The 14,962-nt window shown below is 66.9% G+C and carries 10 protein-coding genes; 1 reads left to right on the forward strand and 9 read right to left on the reverse strand.

Annotated features, from left to right (window positions below; genetic code table 11):
* Positions 1 to 4 precede the first annotated feature (4 nt).
* On the forward strand, positions 5 to 2,596 hold the full coding sequence (acnB, locus tag ACX9OW_RS04130) for a bifunctional aconitate hydratase 2/2-methylisocitrate dehydratase (protein WP_053519994.1): 2,592 nt from the start codon (positions 5 to 7) through the stop codon (positions 2,594 to 2,596).
* 69 nt (positions 2,597 to 2,665) lie between these two features.
* Here the strand turns inward: acnB and ACX9OW_RS04135 are convergent, their stop codons facing one another.
* The 9 genes from ACX9OW_RS04135 to ACX9OW_RS04175 all read right to left on the reverse strand — a co-directional run bounded on the left by ACX9OW_RS04135 (position 2,666) and on the right by ACX9OW_RS04175 (position 14,961).
* Entirely contained in the window at positions 2,666 to 3,742 is a 1,077-nt protein-coding gene (locus ACX9OW_RS04135) for a protein-glutamate methylesterase/protein-glutamine glutaminase (RefSeq protein ID WP_111186102.1), read from the reverse strand.
* On the reverse strand, positions 3,739 to 4,335 hold the full coding sequence (cheD, locus tag ACX9OW_RS04140) for a chemoreceptor glutamine deamidase CheD (protein ID WP_053519995.1): 597 nt from the start codon (positions 4,333 to 4,335) through the stop codon (positions 3,739 to 3,741). Before cheD ends, ACX9OW_RS04135 begins: the two co-directional genes overlap by 4 nt.
* Positions 4,332 to 5,201 carry a CheR family methyltransferase gene (locus ACX9OW_RS04145; protein WP_065182661.1) on the reverse strand — a complete coding sequence of 290 codons (870 nt, stop codon included), beginning with the start codon at positions 5,199 to 5,201 and terminating at the stop codon, positions 4,332 to 4,334. Before ACX9OW_RS04145 ends, cheD begins: the two co-directional genes overlap by 4 nt.
* A 34-nt stretch (positions 5,202 to 5,235) precedes the next feature.
* Entirely contained in the window at positions 5,236 to 7,491 is a 2,256-nt protein-coding gene (locus tag ACX9OW_RS04150) for a methyl-accepting chemotaxis protein (RefSeq protein ID WP_164152593.1), read from the reverse strand.
* A 735-nt stretch (positions 7,492 to 8,226) separates the two neighbouring features.
* Entirely contained in the window at positions 8,227 to 10,602 is a 2,376-nt protein-coding gene (locus tag ACX9OW_RS04155; protein ID WP_459061976.1) for a methyl-accepting chemotaxis protein, read from the reverse strand.
* Positions 10,603 to 10,704: 102 nt separating this feature from the next.
* Positions 10,705 to 11,088 carry a hypothetical protein gene (locus ACX9OW_RS04160; RefSeq protein WP_053520421.1) on the reverse strand — a complete coding sequence of 128 codons (384 nt, stop codon included), beginning with the start codon at positions 11,086 to 11,088 and terminating at the stop codon, positions 10,705 to 10,707.
* A gap of 136 nt (positions 11,089 to 11,224) precedes the next feature.
* The gene (locus ACX9OW_RS04165; protein ID WP_053520422.1) at positions 11,225 to 11,716 is read right to left on the reverse strand and encodes a chemotaxis protein CheW; all 492 of its coding nucleotides are present in this window, start codon (positions 11,714 to 11,716) and stop codon (positions 11,225 to 11,227) included.
* Positions 11,717 to 11,853: 137 nt separating this feature from the next.
* Entirely contained in the window at positions 11,854 to 12,627 is a 774-nt protein-coding gene (locus ACX9OW_RS04170; RefSeq protein WP_053520423.1) for a flagellar brake protein, read from the reverse strand.
* A gap of 141 nt (positions 12,628 to 12,768) precedes the next feature.
* Positions 12,769 to 14,961: a methyl-accepting chemotaxis protein gene (locus tag ACX9OW_RS04175; RefSeq protein ID WP_459061977.1), complete on the reverse strand. Its 2,193-nt coding sequence runs from the start codon at positions 14,959 to 14,961 to the stop codon at positions 12,769 to 12,771.
* Position 14,962: the final 1 nt, after the last annotated feature.

A 14,962-nucleotide genomic window follows, 5' to 3' on the forward strand; every position in this document is an offset into this window, starting at 1 on the left:
TGTCATGTTGGAAGCCTATCGCCACCACGTAGCCGAGCGCGCCGCGCTTGGCATCCCGCCGCTGCCGCTGACCGCCCAGCAGACGGCAGACGTCATTGAACTGTTGAAGAACCCGCCGGCGGGCGAGGCCGAGTTCCTGCTCGACCTGCTGACCCACCGTGTGCCGGCCGGCGTGGACGACGCCGCCAAGGTCAAGGCCTCGTACCTGGCCGCGATCGCGCTGGGCAGCGAGCAGAACCCGCTGATCAGCCGCGAGCGCGCCACCGAGCTGCTGGGCACCATGCTGGGCGGTTACAACGTGGCCCCGCTGGTGCAGCTGCTGGACGACGCCAGCGTCGGCACCATCGCCGCCGACGGCCTGAAGAACACCCTGCTGGTGTTCGATGCGTTCCACGACGTGCAGGACAAGGCCAAGGCCGGCAATGCCAATGCCCAGGCCGTGCTGCAGAGCTGGGCCGACGCCGAGTGGTTCACCAGCAAGCCGGAAGTGCCGCAGAGCCTGACCATCACCGTGTTCAAGGTGCCGGGCGAAACCAACACCGACGACCTGTCGCCGGCGCCGGACGCCACCACCCGTCCTGACATTCCGATGCACGCCCTGGCGATGCTGAAGAACAAGCGCGATGACGCGCCGTTCACTCCGGAAGAAGACGGCAAGCGCGGTCCGATCCAGCAGATCCTGTCGCTGAAGGAAAAGGGTCACCTGGTGGCCTACGTCGGCGACGTGGTCGGCACCGGCTCTTCGCGCAAGTCGGCGACCAACAGCGTTCTGTGGTGGACCGGCGACGACATCCCCTACATCCCCAACAAGCGCGCCGGTGGCGTGTGCCTGGGCGGCAAGATTGCCCCGATCTTCTACAACACCATGGAAGATGCCGGCGCGCTGCCGATCGAGCTGGATGTCTCGAAGATGGAGCACGGCGACGTTGTCGAGCTGCGTCCGTATGACGGCAAGGCACTGAAGAACGGCGAAGTGATCGCCGAGTTCGAAGTGAAGTCCGAAGTGCTGTTCGACGAAGTGCGTGCCGGCGGCCGGATTCCGCTGATCGTCGGCCGTGGCCTGACCGGCAAGGCGCGCGAAGCGCTGGGCCTGGCCCCGACCACCCTGTTCCGCCTGCCGGTGCAGCCGGCCGACACCGGCAAGGGTTTCTCGCTGGCGCAGAAGATGGTCGGCCGCGCCTGCGGTCTGCCGGAAGGCCAGGGCATGCGCCCGGGTACCTACTGCGAACCGAAGATGACCTCGGTGGGCTCGCAGGACACCACCGGTCCGATGACCCGTGACGAGCTGAAGGATCTGGCCTGCCTGGGCTTCTCGGCCGACCTGGTCATGCAGTCGTTCTGCCACACCGCCGCGTACCCGAAGCCGGTGGACGTGAAGACCCACCACACGCTGCCGGAGTTCATCTCCACCCGCGGTGGCATCTCGCTGCGTCCGGGCGACGGCGTGATCCACAGCTGGCTCAACCGCATGCTGCTGCCCGACACCGTCGGCACCGGCGGCGACTCGCACACCCGTTTCCCGGTGGGCATTTCGTTCCCGGCCGGCTCGGGCCTGGTGGCCTTCGCCGCCGCCACCGGCGTGATGCCGCTGGACATGCCGGAATCGGTGCTGGTGCGCTTCAAGGGCCAGATGCAGCCGGGCGTGACCCTGCGTGACCTGGTCAACGCGATTCCGCTGTACGCGATCAAGTCGGGCCTGCTGACGGTTGCCAAGGCTGGCAAGAAGAACATCTTCTCCGGCCGCATCCTGGAAATCGAAGGCCTGCCGGAGCTGAAGGTCGAGCAGGCGTTCGAGCTCTCCGACGCCTCGGCCGAGCGCTCCGCCGCCGGTTGCTCGGTCCGCCTGAACAAGGAACCGATCATCGAGTACCTGACCAGCAACATCACCCTGCTGAAGTGGATGATTGCCGAGGGTTACCAGGATCCGCGTTCGCTGCAGCGTCGCATCGAGAAGATGGAGGCCTGGCTGGCCAACCCGCAGCTGCTGGAGCCGGACGCCGACGCCGAGTACGCTGCTGTCATCGAGATCGACCTGGCCGACATCCACGAGCCGATCGTGGCCTGCCCGAATGATCCGGACGACGTGAAGACCCTGTCCGAGGTAGCCGGCGCCAAGATCGACGAAGTGTTCATCGGTTCGTGCATGACCAACATCGGTCACTTCCGTGCGGCCGCGAAGCTGCTGGAAGGCAAGCGTGACCTGCCGACCCGTCTGTGGGTGGCCCCGCCGACCAAGATGGACGCCTCCGAGCTGACCAAGGAAGGCGTTTACGGCACCTTCGGTGCGACCGGCGCGCGCATGGAAATGCCGGGCTGCTCGCTGTGCATGGGCAACCAGGCCCAGATCCGCGAAGGCTCCACCGCGATGTCGACCTCGACCCGCAACTTCCCGAACCGTCTGGGCCGCAACACCAACGTGTACCTGGGTTCGGCCGAGCTGGCCGCGATCTGCTCGCGTCTGGGCCGCATCCCGACCAAGGAAGAGTACATGGCCGACGTCGGCGTGATCGCCGCCAGCGGCAGCGAGATCTACCGCTACATGAACTTCGACCAGATCGAGGAGTACCAGGACGTGGCCAATACGGTCGCCGCCTGATGCGTTGAAACGAAAACCCCCGGCGAAAGCCGGGGGTTTTTTCATGCAGTGCGGAGCGTGCGTTCGTCGCTACTGCCCGCGGGCGAGGGCGAGCAGGCGCTCGGCGATCCGTTCCAGCGGCACCTGTTCCTCGGCCGCGCCGAGCTTGAACGCGGCGCCGGGCATGCCCCAGACCACACTGGTGGCTTCATCCTGCACCAGCGTCGGAGCGCCTGCCTGGCGCATTTCCAGCAGGCCGCGCGCGCCGTCATCGCCCATGCCGGTGAGAATGGCGCCGATGGCATTGCCGCCGGCACTCTGGGCCACCGAACGGAACAGCACATCGACCGCAGGCTTGTGCCGGTTCACGGCTGGGCCGTCATCGACGCGGCAACGCCAGCGCGCACCATCGCGGATGATCCGCAGGTGCCTGCCGCCCGGCGGCAGATAGGCATGGCCGGGCAGCACGGCTTCGCCGTCGCTGGCCTCGCGCACGGCCATGGCCGAATGCCGGTCCAGGCGTTCGGCGAAGGCGCTGCTGAAGCTGGCCGGCAGGTGCTGGGTCATCACCACCGCCGGTGCATCGGCGGGCAGGCCTTCCAGCACCACGCGCAGGGCTTCGGTGCCACCGGCTGACGAACCGATCGCGATCAGGCGGTCGGTGGTGCGGAACTGTGGTGCCACCGGGCGCGATGCCGGTGCCGCATCCAGGGTGAGTTTCGGTGCCGCAGCCCGCAGCAGCGGCCGCACCCGCGAGCGTGCGGCCATCTTCACCTTGCCGATGATCTCCTCGGCATAGCCCTGCAGTCCGCGCGCCACATCGAGCTTCGGCTTGGAAACGAAATCCACGGCACCCAGTGCCAGCGCCTGCAGGGTCGTGTCGGCCCCCCGCTCGGTCAGCGAAGAGATCATCACCACCGGCAAGGGATGCAGGCGCATCAGGTTTTCCAGGAAGGCCAGCCCGTCCATGCGCGGCATTTCTACATCCAGGGTGATCACGTCCGGGGCGAGGCGCTTGATCTTCTCGCGTGCCAGCAGCGGATCGGCGGCGGTGCCGACCACGTCGATGGCCGGATCGCTGGAGAGGATTTCGGTCAGCATCTGCCGCACGACGGCGGAGTCGTCCACGATCAGCACCCGGCAGGGGGCGTTGCCGGTCAGGGTCATTCGAACAGCTCCACGCCACCGGTGACCGGGGCCCTGGACAGACGGGCACGCACTGCCGATTCGGTGGCGGCCACTTCCGCTTCGTGGGCATGTGGCAGGCGCTGCACGACCACGCGCCCGGTATCGGCAAAGAACCAGATCTTGCGTGGATGGATGCCGCACAGATCTTCAGCGATGATCGGAATGTGCTCGGCCTGCAGGTACTGGCGCACGAACTCGGCGTTGCGGGTTCCTACTGGATTGCTGGTGAAACCCTTGAGCACGTTGGCGCCGCCGAACACCTTGGCTTCCAGGCGCTTGCGGTGCGCGCCGCGCTTGAGCATGTCGTTGATGAGAAGCTCCATCGCATAGCTGCCGTAGCGTGCAGGCGCGCCGTCACCGGCATTGCCTTCCGGCAGCAGGAAATGGTTCATGCCGCCTATCTTCAGCACCGGATCGCGCAGACACGCAGCCACGCAGGAGCCCAGCGTGGTGGTCAGCGCAGTGGTGTCGTCGACCACCAGGTACTGGGTCGGCAACAGCTTGGCGGCGAGGGTCTGGAAGCGCGCGTCCTGGTAGCGCATCACCTCGTCGGTGCGCAGCGAGGCGTTCATGCCCCGGCCCCCTGCGCGCGTCGGTACAGGGTGCGGCCACAGGGCTGGATCAGATCGGCCGCGTGCAGGTAGTTCTCCGAGTGGCCGGTGTAGAGCAGTCCGTCATCGGTGAGATGCTGCACCAGCCGGCCAAGGATGGCGCGTTGGGTCGGCTTGTCGAAATAGATCATCACGTTGCGGCAGAACAGCGCATCGAACGGGCCGCCAACGTCGTAGCGCGGGGCAAGAAGATTCAGCGGGCGGAACTCGATCAGGTCGCGCAGTGCGGGCAGCACCCGGCACTGGCCCTCGTTGGGGCCACTGCCACGCTGGAAATACCGTCGGCGGAGCTCCGGATCGAGGCTGGCGACGCGGTCGATGGCGTACACGCCACGGCCTGCGGTGGCCAGGACCTGTGTGTCGACATCGGTGGCGATGATGCGGACCGGCGGCTTCAGGCTGCCGAACGCCTCGCACGCGGTGATCGCCATGGAGTAGGGTTCCTCGCCGGTGGACGCGGCGCAGGACCACAGCAGCAGCGGGGCGTGGCCGGAGCGCTGCCGCAGTTCCTCGCGCAGCTTGTCGAAATGGTGGGGCTCACGGAAAAAGGAGGTGAGGTTGGTGGTCAGGGCGTTGGTGAACGCCTGCCATTCGTCACCGCCCTCCTGTTCCAGATGATCGAGGTACTGCTGGAAGCTGCGCATGCCGAGTGTGCGCAGGCGACGCGACAGGCGGCCATAGACCATGTCGCGCTTGGCGGGCGCGAGGGCGATGCCTACCCGCTGGTAGATCAGGTCGCAGACACGGCGGAAATCGCGGTCGGCGAACTCGAACTCGCGCGGGCCGGTGACGATGGGGCTGGGACTATGCACGGGGGACGTGTCCATCGGCGTGGGCGGTGACCGCAGCCACCGCGGGTTCTCAGAATTCCTGCCAGTCGCTGGCGACGACGGGGGGAGTATGGGCGCGGCGGACCGGCGCGGCCGGCGCATGCGCGCGTGCCGTGTTGGCGGTCACCGTTGGTTCCACCCGTGCGGCCACCGCCTTCACTGCGGCGGCCACTTGGTTGTCGAGGCGGAAGATCGCCACGGCATCGGCCAGCTGCGCGGCCTGTTCCTCCATCGCCCGTGCAGCGGCGGTGGCTTCCTCCACCAGCGCGGCGTTCTGCTGGGTGGTCTCGTCCATCTGCACCACGGTCTGGTTGACCTGCTCGATGCCGGCGCTCTGTTCCTGCGAGGCCGCGGAAATCTCGGCCATGATGTCGGTTACGCGCTGCACCGAGGCAACGATCTCGCCCATGGTGGCGCCGGCCTTGTGCACCAGCGCAGAACCATCGGCGACCTTGCCCACCGAGTCATCGATCAGGCCCTTGATCTCCTTGGCGGCAGCGGCCGAACGCTGGGCGAGGGTGCGTACTTCGCTGGCGACCACCGCAAAGCCGCGGCCCTGTTCACCGGCACGGGCGGCCTCGACCGCGGCGTTGAGGGCCAGGATGTTGGTCTGGAAGGCGATGCCGTCGATGACGCTGATGATCTCGGCGATCTTCTTCGAGGAAGCTTCGATGGCGGACATGGTGGTGACCACCTGGCCGACCACTTCGCCGCCCTGGGAGGCGACGCCATGGGCACCGATGGCGAGCTGGTTGGCCTGGCGGGCGTGCTCGGCGTTCTGGCGCACGGTGGAGGTCAGTTCCTCCATCGAGGCGGCAGTTTCTTCCAAGTTGGCGGCCTGCTGTTCGGTGCGGCGCGACAGGTCGTTGTTGCCCGAGGCGATTTCGCCGGCGGCCAGGGTGATGCTGGAGGCGCTGGCCTGGATCTGGCCAACGATGCGGGTCAGCTGGGTGACGGTGGCATTGGCATCGTCACGCATCCGTGCGAACACGCCCTGGTAGTCGCCCTGCATGCGGGCGGTCAGGTCGCCTTCGGCGATGGCTGACAGCAGCTGTGACAGCTTGCCGAGGTTCTCATCGCTGACTGCCATCATCGCGTTGAGGTTTTCCAGCATGGTGCGGAAATCGTGATCGAAGCGCTGTGCGTCGCCGCGACGGCTGAAGTCACCGGCAGCGGCGGCGCCGGCCAGCTGCTTGATCTCGGCATTGATGCGGCCGAGGTTGTCCTTGACGGTATCGACGGCGTGGGTCATCGCCGCCTTCTCGCCCGGGTAGCGGGCGATATCACGGCTCAGATCGCCAACGGCGTATTGCTGGACGACATCGAGCACATCATGAAGGGTCTGTACGTGGCCGCCGACCAGCGCATTGGTCTCCTGCACCATCAGCCCATACTCGCCGGGGAATGCGCTGGCATCGATGCGGTAGCTGAGTTCGCCGGCGTCGTGGCGTCGCGCCATCTCGCGTTGGCCGCCGATCACGGCGTGCAGCTGCCGCTGCATGGCGGACATCGCGTCCAGCAGGCGGCCGGGCTCGTCATGCGGCTGCGGGCCGATATGGCTGTCCAGTCTGCCAGCGGCGATGCCTTCGGCCACGGCCGTAGCCTGCTTCAACGGTACCGCGATGCGGTTGCCGATCAGCCAGCTCAAGGCCAGCACGATCAGAACCACCACGCCACCGGAGATCGCCATGATCGTGGTGAACACCAGGGCCTGCTTCTGCACGTCGTCCGTGTAGACGCCACTGCTGATGACCCAGTTCCACGGCGCGAACAGCCCGGCATAGGCGATCTTGCCGACGGTGCCTTCGCTGCCGGGCTTGGCCCAGCGGTAGTCGACGAAGCCGCCCCCGGCCTTGGCTGCCTCGACCTGCTGGTAATAGATGCGCACCCCTTCATCGGTGCGGAAATCCTTCATGTCCTTGCCGACCAGGTCCTTGCGGAACGGGTGCATGAGTACCCGGTAGCCGGTGTCGTAGACGTTGTAGTAGTAGGTGTCGTTCTCGGCACGCATCCTCTCCAGCGCCTGCAGGGCGGCGGCCTTGGCTGCCTCTTCGCTGAGCTCGCCGGTACCGGCCAGGCGGTGGTAGTGCTGGACAATGCCGTAACTCAGTTCGACCTGGGTCTTCAGCGAGGTCTTGCGCGTTTCAGTCAGGTCGAGGTACTGCATGCGGGCGGCGATCACCGACAGCGCGACCACGCCCAGCGCGATGAGCAGCGTGAGCAGATTGAGCTTGCGCCGGACGGAAAGATTGCTGAAGTAGTGTTGCCAGCGATGCATGAGGTTCATCGAGCAGGACCAGTTTGAAGCAGGCGGGCGGCGCCGAGCCGGCCACGGCGGAATACACCATGACACCCCCGTTATCGGCCGCGGGCGCGCGGGATTGAGGTGGAGTGCAGGAACGCATTCAGGTTTCCTTGCAGCGGCGGCTGCGACGCTGCCTGCGGCAGGCTTTTGAAGCGACGGCAACGGCAACGGCAACGGCAGGTCATGGCGATGGGGTGTCATGGATTGGCCGGGTCGGGGTGGGCAGGCAGGACACGCCGTGAACCCATCCATGGGGGCTCGATGGCGCCATCCATGGCGCCAACGGTCCTGCCTGCCCACCCCGACCCGGCCCGCCAGGGCTTCACTTCGACGGACGGCAAAGGCGTTGGGTTTCCAAGTGGAAAGAGGGGTCAGATCCGTTTTCCTGCGGAAAACGGATCTGACCCCCGAAGTGGCCTGGCTTTTGCTTTTTGCTTTCTTTCTTCAATCCGGGGTGGACGCGCACGGAAACTGTCCGTGGCCGGGAGGGTGGGTTGCGCAGGGGCGTAAGCGCCATGGATGGCGCGCCCGAGCCTACAGGGACGTATTCACGGCGTCCCCTGCGCGACCCACCCTCCTGGCCCAAACGAAGGAAATCCGCAGCTCTCCGCGGCCACTCCGAGGGGCTTCGCCGTTGGCTGGACAATCAGATACCCCGTAAACGAAAACGCCCCGGCGCAGGGCCAGGGCGTTGTCGTGCGTCAGGTCAGGCAGCAATCAGAACTCCTGCCAGTCTCCGTCGGCCAGTTCCGCGGCCATCGGGCGACCGCCGCTGCTGCGGCGGGCCGGCGGTGCAGCCGGCGCCGGGGCGGCGGGTGCAGCGGTGCGCGGGGCGGGGGCGGCGACGCGGGGCGTGACCACGGTTTCGGCTTCATCGAGCACGAAGATGGACACCGCTTCACTCAGATGGCCTGCCTGTTCCTCCATGGCCCGCGCAGCGGCGGTGGCTTCCTCCACCAGCGCGGCATTCTGCTGGGTGGTCTCGTCCATCTGCACCACGGTCTGGTTGACCTGCTCGATGCCGGCGCTCTGTTCCTGCGAGGCCGCGGAGATCTCGGCCATGATGTCGGTCACGCGCTGCACCGAGGCGACGATCTCGCCCATGGTGGCCCCGGCCTTGTGCACCAGTGCAGAACCATCGGCGACCTTGCCCACCGAGTCATCGATCAGGCCCTTGATCTCCTTGGCGGCAGCGGCCGAGCGCTGGGCGAGGGTGCGTACTTCGCTGGCGACCACCGCAAAGCCGCGGCCCTGTTCACCGGCACGGGCGGCCTCGACCGCGGCGTTCAGGGCCAGGATGTTGGTCTGGAAGGCGATGCCGTCGATGACGCTGATGATCTCGGCGATCTTCTTCGAGGAGGCTTCAATGGCGGACATGGTGGTGACCACCTGGTCGACCACTTCGCCGCCCTGGGAGGCGACGCCATGGGCACCGATGGCGAGCTGGTTGGCCTGGCGGGCGTGCTCGGCGTTCTGGCGCACGGTGGAGGTCAGTTCCTCCATCGAGGCGGCGGTTTCTTCCAGGTTGGCGGCCTGCTGTTCGGTACGGCGCGACAGGTCGTTGTTGCCCGAGGCGATCTCGCCGGCGGCAGTACTGATTGCCCGACTGGACTGCTTGATGCGGGTGACGATCTCGCTCAGCTGCGCGGCAGTGGCATTGGCATCGTCACGCATGCGAGCGAATACGCCCTGGTACTCGCCATGCATGCGCACGGTGAGGTCACCCTGCGACAGCGCGGCGAGCAGGCCGGAAATCTGTTCGATGCTGCCGGCGTTGGCGTCGAGCAGGCCGTTGATCTGCTGTGCCAGCTGCAGGAAGAAGCCTTCCTTGTCGCTGGTTTCGATCCGGCCGGACAGGTCGCCGGCGGCGGCGCGGGCGATCACCCGGGCCACTTCGGCCTCGACCTGCGCTTCCTGGGTACGGTCACGCCATTCCACCACGCAGCCGACGGTGTCGCCGTCCTCGTTGCGGATGGTCGACACGACCTGGGCGAACTGGGCATCGCCGTACTGCATGGGGCGACGGGCCACGCCGTGCTGCTTGAGGTTCGCCAGCAGGGACGGGTCCATCTCGCCACGGTGTTCCAGCACCGTGACCGGCTTGCCGATCAGCGAGTCCTGTGCATCGAAGTCAGGCAGGTCGCGGCGCACATCGTCCTGGTACTGGCTCAACGTCTGCTGCAGGGCACGGTTGCTGTAGACGATGGTGTTGTTGGCATCGGTCAGGTAGACGCCGGTCGAACTGTAGTCCAGCGCGGTCCGGATGCGCAGGTTCTCGCGGGCGATGGCCTGGTCGGTCTCGATGCGCTCACGCAGATCACGCTGCATGCGCTGCATGGCCTGCATCAGTTCGCCCACTTCATCCTGGCGGCTGACATCGATGTGACCGTCGAGCTTGCCGCCGGCGACATCATTGGCCACCGAGACGGCACCACGCACGCTGCCGACGAGGGCGCGGGCGAACAGCCACACCAGCACCAGGCCGAGCGCGGCGCCACCCAGCAGGGCGATCACGGTCAGGACGGACGAAGCGGCATAGGTGGATTCGGCCTGTTCGCGCGAGGCGCGTGCGAGGCGGTTGTCTTCGGCAATCAGGGCTTCCAGCGCCGCGGCGGCCTTGCGGTGCTTGGTGCGGGTCTCGCCGACGAAGGTATCGATGGCGTCGTCCGGCAGGTCCAGTTCCAGCATCTCGGTGACGCTGTCGTAGGAGGCCAGGGCGTCCTTCCAGTCCTTGGCGAAGGTGTCGAACAGCTTCTTCTGCTGGGCGTTGTCCACCAGCTTCGGATAGTCCTTGATGGAACTGTCCATGCTGGTACGCAGCGCTGCAGCCTGCTTGCGCGCGTCGGCCTTGACGTCATCGCTGGCACGGATCAGCTGCTGGTAGGCACTGTTGCGGTACTCGCCGAGCATGCCGCGCATCTCGCCGGCCAGGCGGATGCTTTCCATGCGCGAACCGGCCAACTCGGTGGTGACGTTGTTCAGCGAATGCAGGCCACGATAGGCGACGATGCCCTGCAGCAGCATCACCAGCAGGATGACGCCGAAGGTCACCATCAGCTTCGGCATCAGTTTCAGGTTGTTGATCCAAGGCATGGGCGTTGCGATCTCCTAAGGCAGACGCGCACGGGCATCGGGCCCGGTTGCGGCGGCGGCCACGCCGGCACCAGGACCGGCGTGACTGCGACGGACAGCGGATTACTTGATGTTGGCCAGCTTCAGGCCGGCCGGCGAGCTGACTTCGATCTCGGCGCGCGAGGCATCACGCTGGATCTTGCCGATCACGCACACGGTCTTGCCTTCCAGCGTTTCCAGCGGGAACGAGAACTTGCTGCGGTTTTCACCGGCGATGCGCGCCGAGAAGGTGTGGCGCGGGAAAGCGCCGCCCATGTACAGGAACGTCGGCTGGCCTTCGGAACCTTCGGCGAAGCGGGCCTTCTCGACCTTGCCGCAGACCATGCCGTCCTTGCCCACCGAGCGCGGGGCCAGTTCCGGCGGGATCATGTCCGAGGACTGGGCGAGGGCGGACGACGCGGTGGTGGCCAGGGCGGCAGCCGAAACGAGCGCGAGCAGGGACTTCATCGGGGTGGTTCTCCGGGAGGGTGATGGTTTTTTGCCGGTGGTACGCGTTCCCGCGCGGCCGGCCTCTGTCCCCCTATCGGCACCGCCGCAGGGAACTGAAGGGTTTCGTGACAGCAACGTGAAGCGGTACGCAGACTCAGGCGGCGGCGTCCTCGAGCAGGGCCGGCTGGCCCATGTCCGCGCTGTCCAGCAGGGTCTCGATGTCCAGCAGGATCAGCATGCGGTCGTCCTGGGTGCCGATGCCCGAGATGAACCGGGTATCGACCGCAGCGCCGAATTCAGGGGTCGGGCGGATCTGTTCGGACGACAGCGGGATGACGTCCGAGACGCTGTCCACCACGATGCCGACCACACGGTCATCGACATTGAGCACGATCATCACGGTAAAGGCGTCGTAGCGCGCGTTCTCCAGGCGCAGCTTCAGGCGCAGGTCGATCACCGGCACGATGGTTCCGCGCAGGTTGATTACGCCCTTGATGTAATCCGGTGCGTCCGGCACCCGGGTGACGGCATCGTAGCCGCGGATTTCCTGCACCTTGAGGATATCCACGCCGTAATGCTCGGCGCCGAGCGTGAAGCTGAGGAATTCGCCGCCGGCGCTGGCGGCGGAGCGGGTCTGGTCGTTCATCGAGGGGTCCTGGTTCTGCCGGAAGTCCCGGTGTCAGGCTCGATATCGGCCCCGCGCGGGGGGACTTTAGGCAGGGCCGTGACAGGACATTCCCGTCTGGTGAGGACCGGATGGCGCCAGGCCACGGCCGGCGCCAGCTACATCTCTCCGTTCCGGCGTGCCTTGCGCTGGCGGTCGATCCGGAAGATGTAGCGCTGGATGGCGCTGTCGCCACCGCGAGGCAGGCTGTCGAAGCGCATCCCCACGCGCTTGATTTCGGTACCGTTGGGCTGGCGCTGCGGCAGCAGGTTGCAGACCACCAGTTCGATATCCAGATCCGGCCCATCCGACAGCGACAGCACCGCCGCGTAGCGCTGCTGCAGGCCGAACACGGCGCAGTCGCTGGGCACCGCGACGGCAAGGCCACCGCCGCTGATGTCCACCACGCGCATCGACAACGCCTCGGGGCGTCCGTCCGCAGCCGGCAGCAGCAGCTGGGGCGAGTCGGTGATGGGGGTTTCCAGCCGGTACAGTTCGCGCCGCTGCAGATGCATCAGTTCCTCTGGCAGCGCAGCGCGGAAGGCGACGTGGCCGTCGTTGTCCACGCGCTGCAGCCCCTGCAGACGGAAGCGCACCAGCACGCGCTCAAGCTGGGCGAAACACAGCACATGATCGGCCTGCTCGGCTGCCCGGTTGGACGCCTCCTGCGGGCTGCCATCGATCAGCAGCACGTCCTCGTCTTCGTCCAGTTCCAACAGCGCGGTCGGGAACGAGCGATCGCGGCCGTCGATATGCGCGTTTATCAGGGAGCGCTGCTCGATCAGCGAGCGCAGCAGCTGCCGCAGCTGGCGCGGATTACGGACCAGGAAGCGTTCATCCGCGGCGTCGGCCGCATGGACATCGTGCACTGCTGTGTCGTTGCCGTCGGACATGGAATCTGTGGTCAGGGGCGGGCGCCTGCGCGCGCCGGCGCGTGGCTCGATGGGGATATCGGCCACCGCGCCGGATTATGAAGTGTGAGTTTCATCACCTTCCATCGGCCGGGCCGGGATCGAAGGAATGGGCCGGAGGCATCATTCCTCGATACCGGCGATCTGCCGCACACGCTGCATCACCGCCGGATTGTCGTCCCCTCCGTTCAGGTGGAAGCGCGCTACCGCGGCCGCCAGCAGCTGTGCCTGTTCGGCCATGCCGTGGGTGGCGGCGGTTGACGCCTCCACCAGCGTGGCGTTCTGGCGGGTGCTGGCGTCCATCTGCGCGATGCTCTGGTTCACCTGCTCGATGCCCATGCTCTGTTCCTGCGAGGCGGAGGAGATCTCGCCCATGATCTGGTTCACCTGCTGCACCGCGGCGACGACCCGCTGCATGGTGCTGCCGGCCTGTTGCACCAGTGCGGCGCCATCGCTGACCTTGCCGACAGAGGCGTCGATCAGGCCCTTGATCTCCTTGGCAGCACCCGCCGAGCGTTGGGCGAGGGTGCGCACTTCGCTGGCGACCACGGCAAAGCCGCGGCCCTGCTCACCGGCACGGGCGGCTTCGACCGCGGCATTGAGGGCCAGGATGTTGGTCTGGAAGGCGATGCCGTCGATGACGCTGATGATCTCGGCGATCTTCTTCGAGGAGGCTTCAATGGCGGACATGGTGGTGACCACCTGGCCGACGACCGTGCGCCCCTCGCCGGCGATGTCGGCCGCATCGGTGGCCAGCTGGTTGGCCTGCCGCGCATGTCCCGCGTTCTGGCGCACGGTCGCGGTCAACTCCTCCATGGTGGCGGCGGTTTCCTCCAGGCTGGCCGCCTGCTGTTCGGTGCGGCTGGCCAGGTGGCCGTTGCCCTGCGCCAGTCCGGCGGCGGCGCCGGTGAGGCGGCTGGAGGCTGCCTGGATGCTGCCGACGATGCGGGTCAGCTCGGCGATGGTGGTGTTGGCATCGTCGCGGATGCGGGCGTAAACGCCGTGGAAGTCGCCCTGCATCTGCACGGTGAGGTCGCCGCGCGAGAGCGAGGACAGCAGCTGCGAGATCTGCTCGATGCTGCGTGCGTTGGCATCCAGCAGGCCGTTGAGGCGTTCCGCCAGCTGCAGGAAGAAGCCTTCCTTGCCGGCGGTGCCTACGCGGCCGCTGAAGTCGCCCTGCGCGGCGGCATCGACGATATGGCCGAGTTCTTCTTCGACCTCGATCTCGGCTGTGCGGTCGGCCCACTCCACCACGAATCCCTGGCGCTGTTCGTCGTCGCCGATGATCGGATTGACGATCAGCTGCAGGGCCCGGCCGCCGACGCGGATCTGCGTGCGGTAGGTGCCGGTGAGGCGGTCGAGCAGGGTGGCCTGGTGGGCCGGATTGCGGTGGAAGATGTCGATGTTGCGGCCCAGCAGGTCGGCGGCGCTGAACTGCGGCAGGTCACGGCGCAGGTCGGCTTCGGCGGCGGCCAGCATTTTCTGCAGTGGACGGTTGACGAAGACGATGTTGCGGTCACGGTCGGCGATCATCACGTTGGTGGTGACATCGTCCAGCGCGCTGCGGATGCGCAGCGATTCGCCGCTGGCCGCCAGCTCGCGCTGGCGGCGCTGCAGCAGCCGGGTGCTGGCCTGGACCAGGGCGGCGGCCAGCGAGTCCTGCGGGAACTGGCTGGCATGCAGCGCCTCGGGCAGGGGCTGGTCGTCGGCCAGGCCGTGTGCCAGGTGTGCCAGTTGCTGCGGGTCGTGGCCGAGCAGCAGAAGCTGGCGGCGCATCTGGACGGCCATCACCGACAGCAGGCCGGCCTCGATGGTGACGTACAGGGCGTGCAGGACCAGCACGCCCAGACCACTGCCGGCGGCGAATACCGGGTACGGCAGGCCGCGCGTCTGCAGGGCGAAGAACAGCACGTGATGCACGGCGATCGCCACGGCGGCCACCACGATCGGCAGCCAGTCGCGGTAGTACAGCAGCAGTGCGATCAGCACGATGACCGTGAAGTGGGTCTCCAGCTGTCCGTGCGTCTGGTGGATCAAGGTGGCCGACAGCACCATCCACGCCAGCGCTGTCGTGCAGCGGCTGAGGCGGCTGCCGGGTTGCAGGTGGACCTGCACCGCGCTGACCAGCAGCGCAGGCAGTGCGACCAGCAGCCACGGTGTCCATTGACCATGGCGCACGGCCAGTGCCAGCGAGGCCAGGACCAGCCCTGCACTGACCAGCAGGAACAGGCGGTCGGCACCCGCGGCCAGCGTGCGCAGGTAAGGCGGTGTCGGCTGACCGGTCGGCGCGGCGGTATTACGGGTGGAGGCATGCATG

The sequence above is a fragment of the Stenotrophomonas genospecies 5 genome (assembly GCF_054473825.1).

What these genes read in the sequence shown, in the direction of transcription:
- acnB (WP_053519994.1), top strand. Translation starts at nt 5, where the DNA reads ATGTTGGAAGCCTATCGCCACCACGTAGCCGAGCGCGCCGCGCTTGGC.
- ACX9OW_RS04160 (WP_053520421.1), bottom strand. Translation starts at nt 11,088, where the DNA reads ATGAAGTCCCTGCTCGCGCTCGTTTCGGCTGCCGCCCTGGCCACCACC.
- ACX9OW_RS04155 (WP_459061976.1), bottom strand. Translation starts at nt 10,602, where the DNA reads ATGCCTTGGATCAACAACCTGAAACTGATGCCGAAGCTGATGGTGACC.
- ACX9OW_RS04145 (WP_065182661.1), bottom strand. Translation starts at nt 5,201, where the DNA reads ATGGACACGTCCCCCGTGCATAGTCCCAGCCCCATCGTCACCGGCCCG.
- ACX9OW_RS04165 (WP_053520422.1), bottom strand. Translation starts at nt 11,716, where the DNA reads ATGAACGACCAGACCCGCTCCGCCGCCAGCGCCGGCGGCGAATTCCTC.
- ACX9OW_RS04175 (WP_459061977.1), bottom strand. Translation starts at nt 14,961, where the DNA reads ATGCATGCCTCCACCCGTAATACCGCCGCGCCGACCGGTCAGCCGACA.
- ACX9OW_RS04170 (WP_053520423.1), bottom strand. Translation starts at nt 12,627, where the DNA reads ATGTCCGACGGCAACGACACAGCAGTGCACGATGTCCATGCGGCCGAC.
- ACX9OW_RS04150 (WP_164152593.1), bottom strand. Translation starts at nt 7,491, where the DNA reads ATGAACCTCATGCATCGCTGGCAACACTACTTCAGCAATCTTTCCGTC.
- ACX9OW_RS04135 (WP_111186102.1), bottom strand. Translation starts at nt 3,742, where the DNA reads ATGACCCTGACCGGCAACGCCCCCTGCCGGGTGCTGATCGTGGACGAC.
- cheD (WP_053519995.1), bottom strand. Translation starts at nt 4,335, where the DNA reads ATGAACGCCTCGCTGCGCACCGACGAGGTGATGCGCTACCAGGACGCG.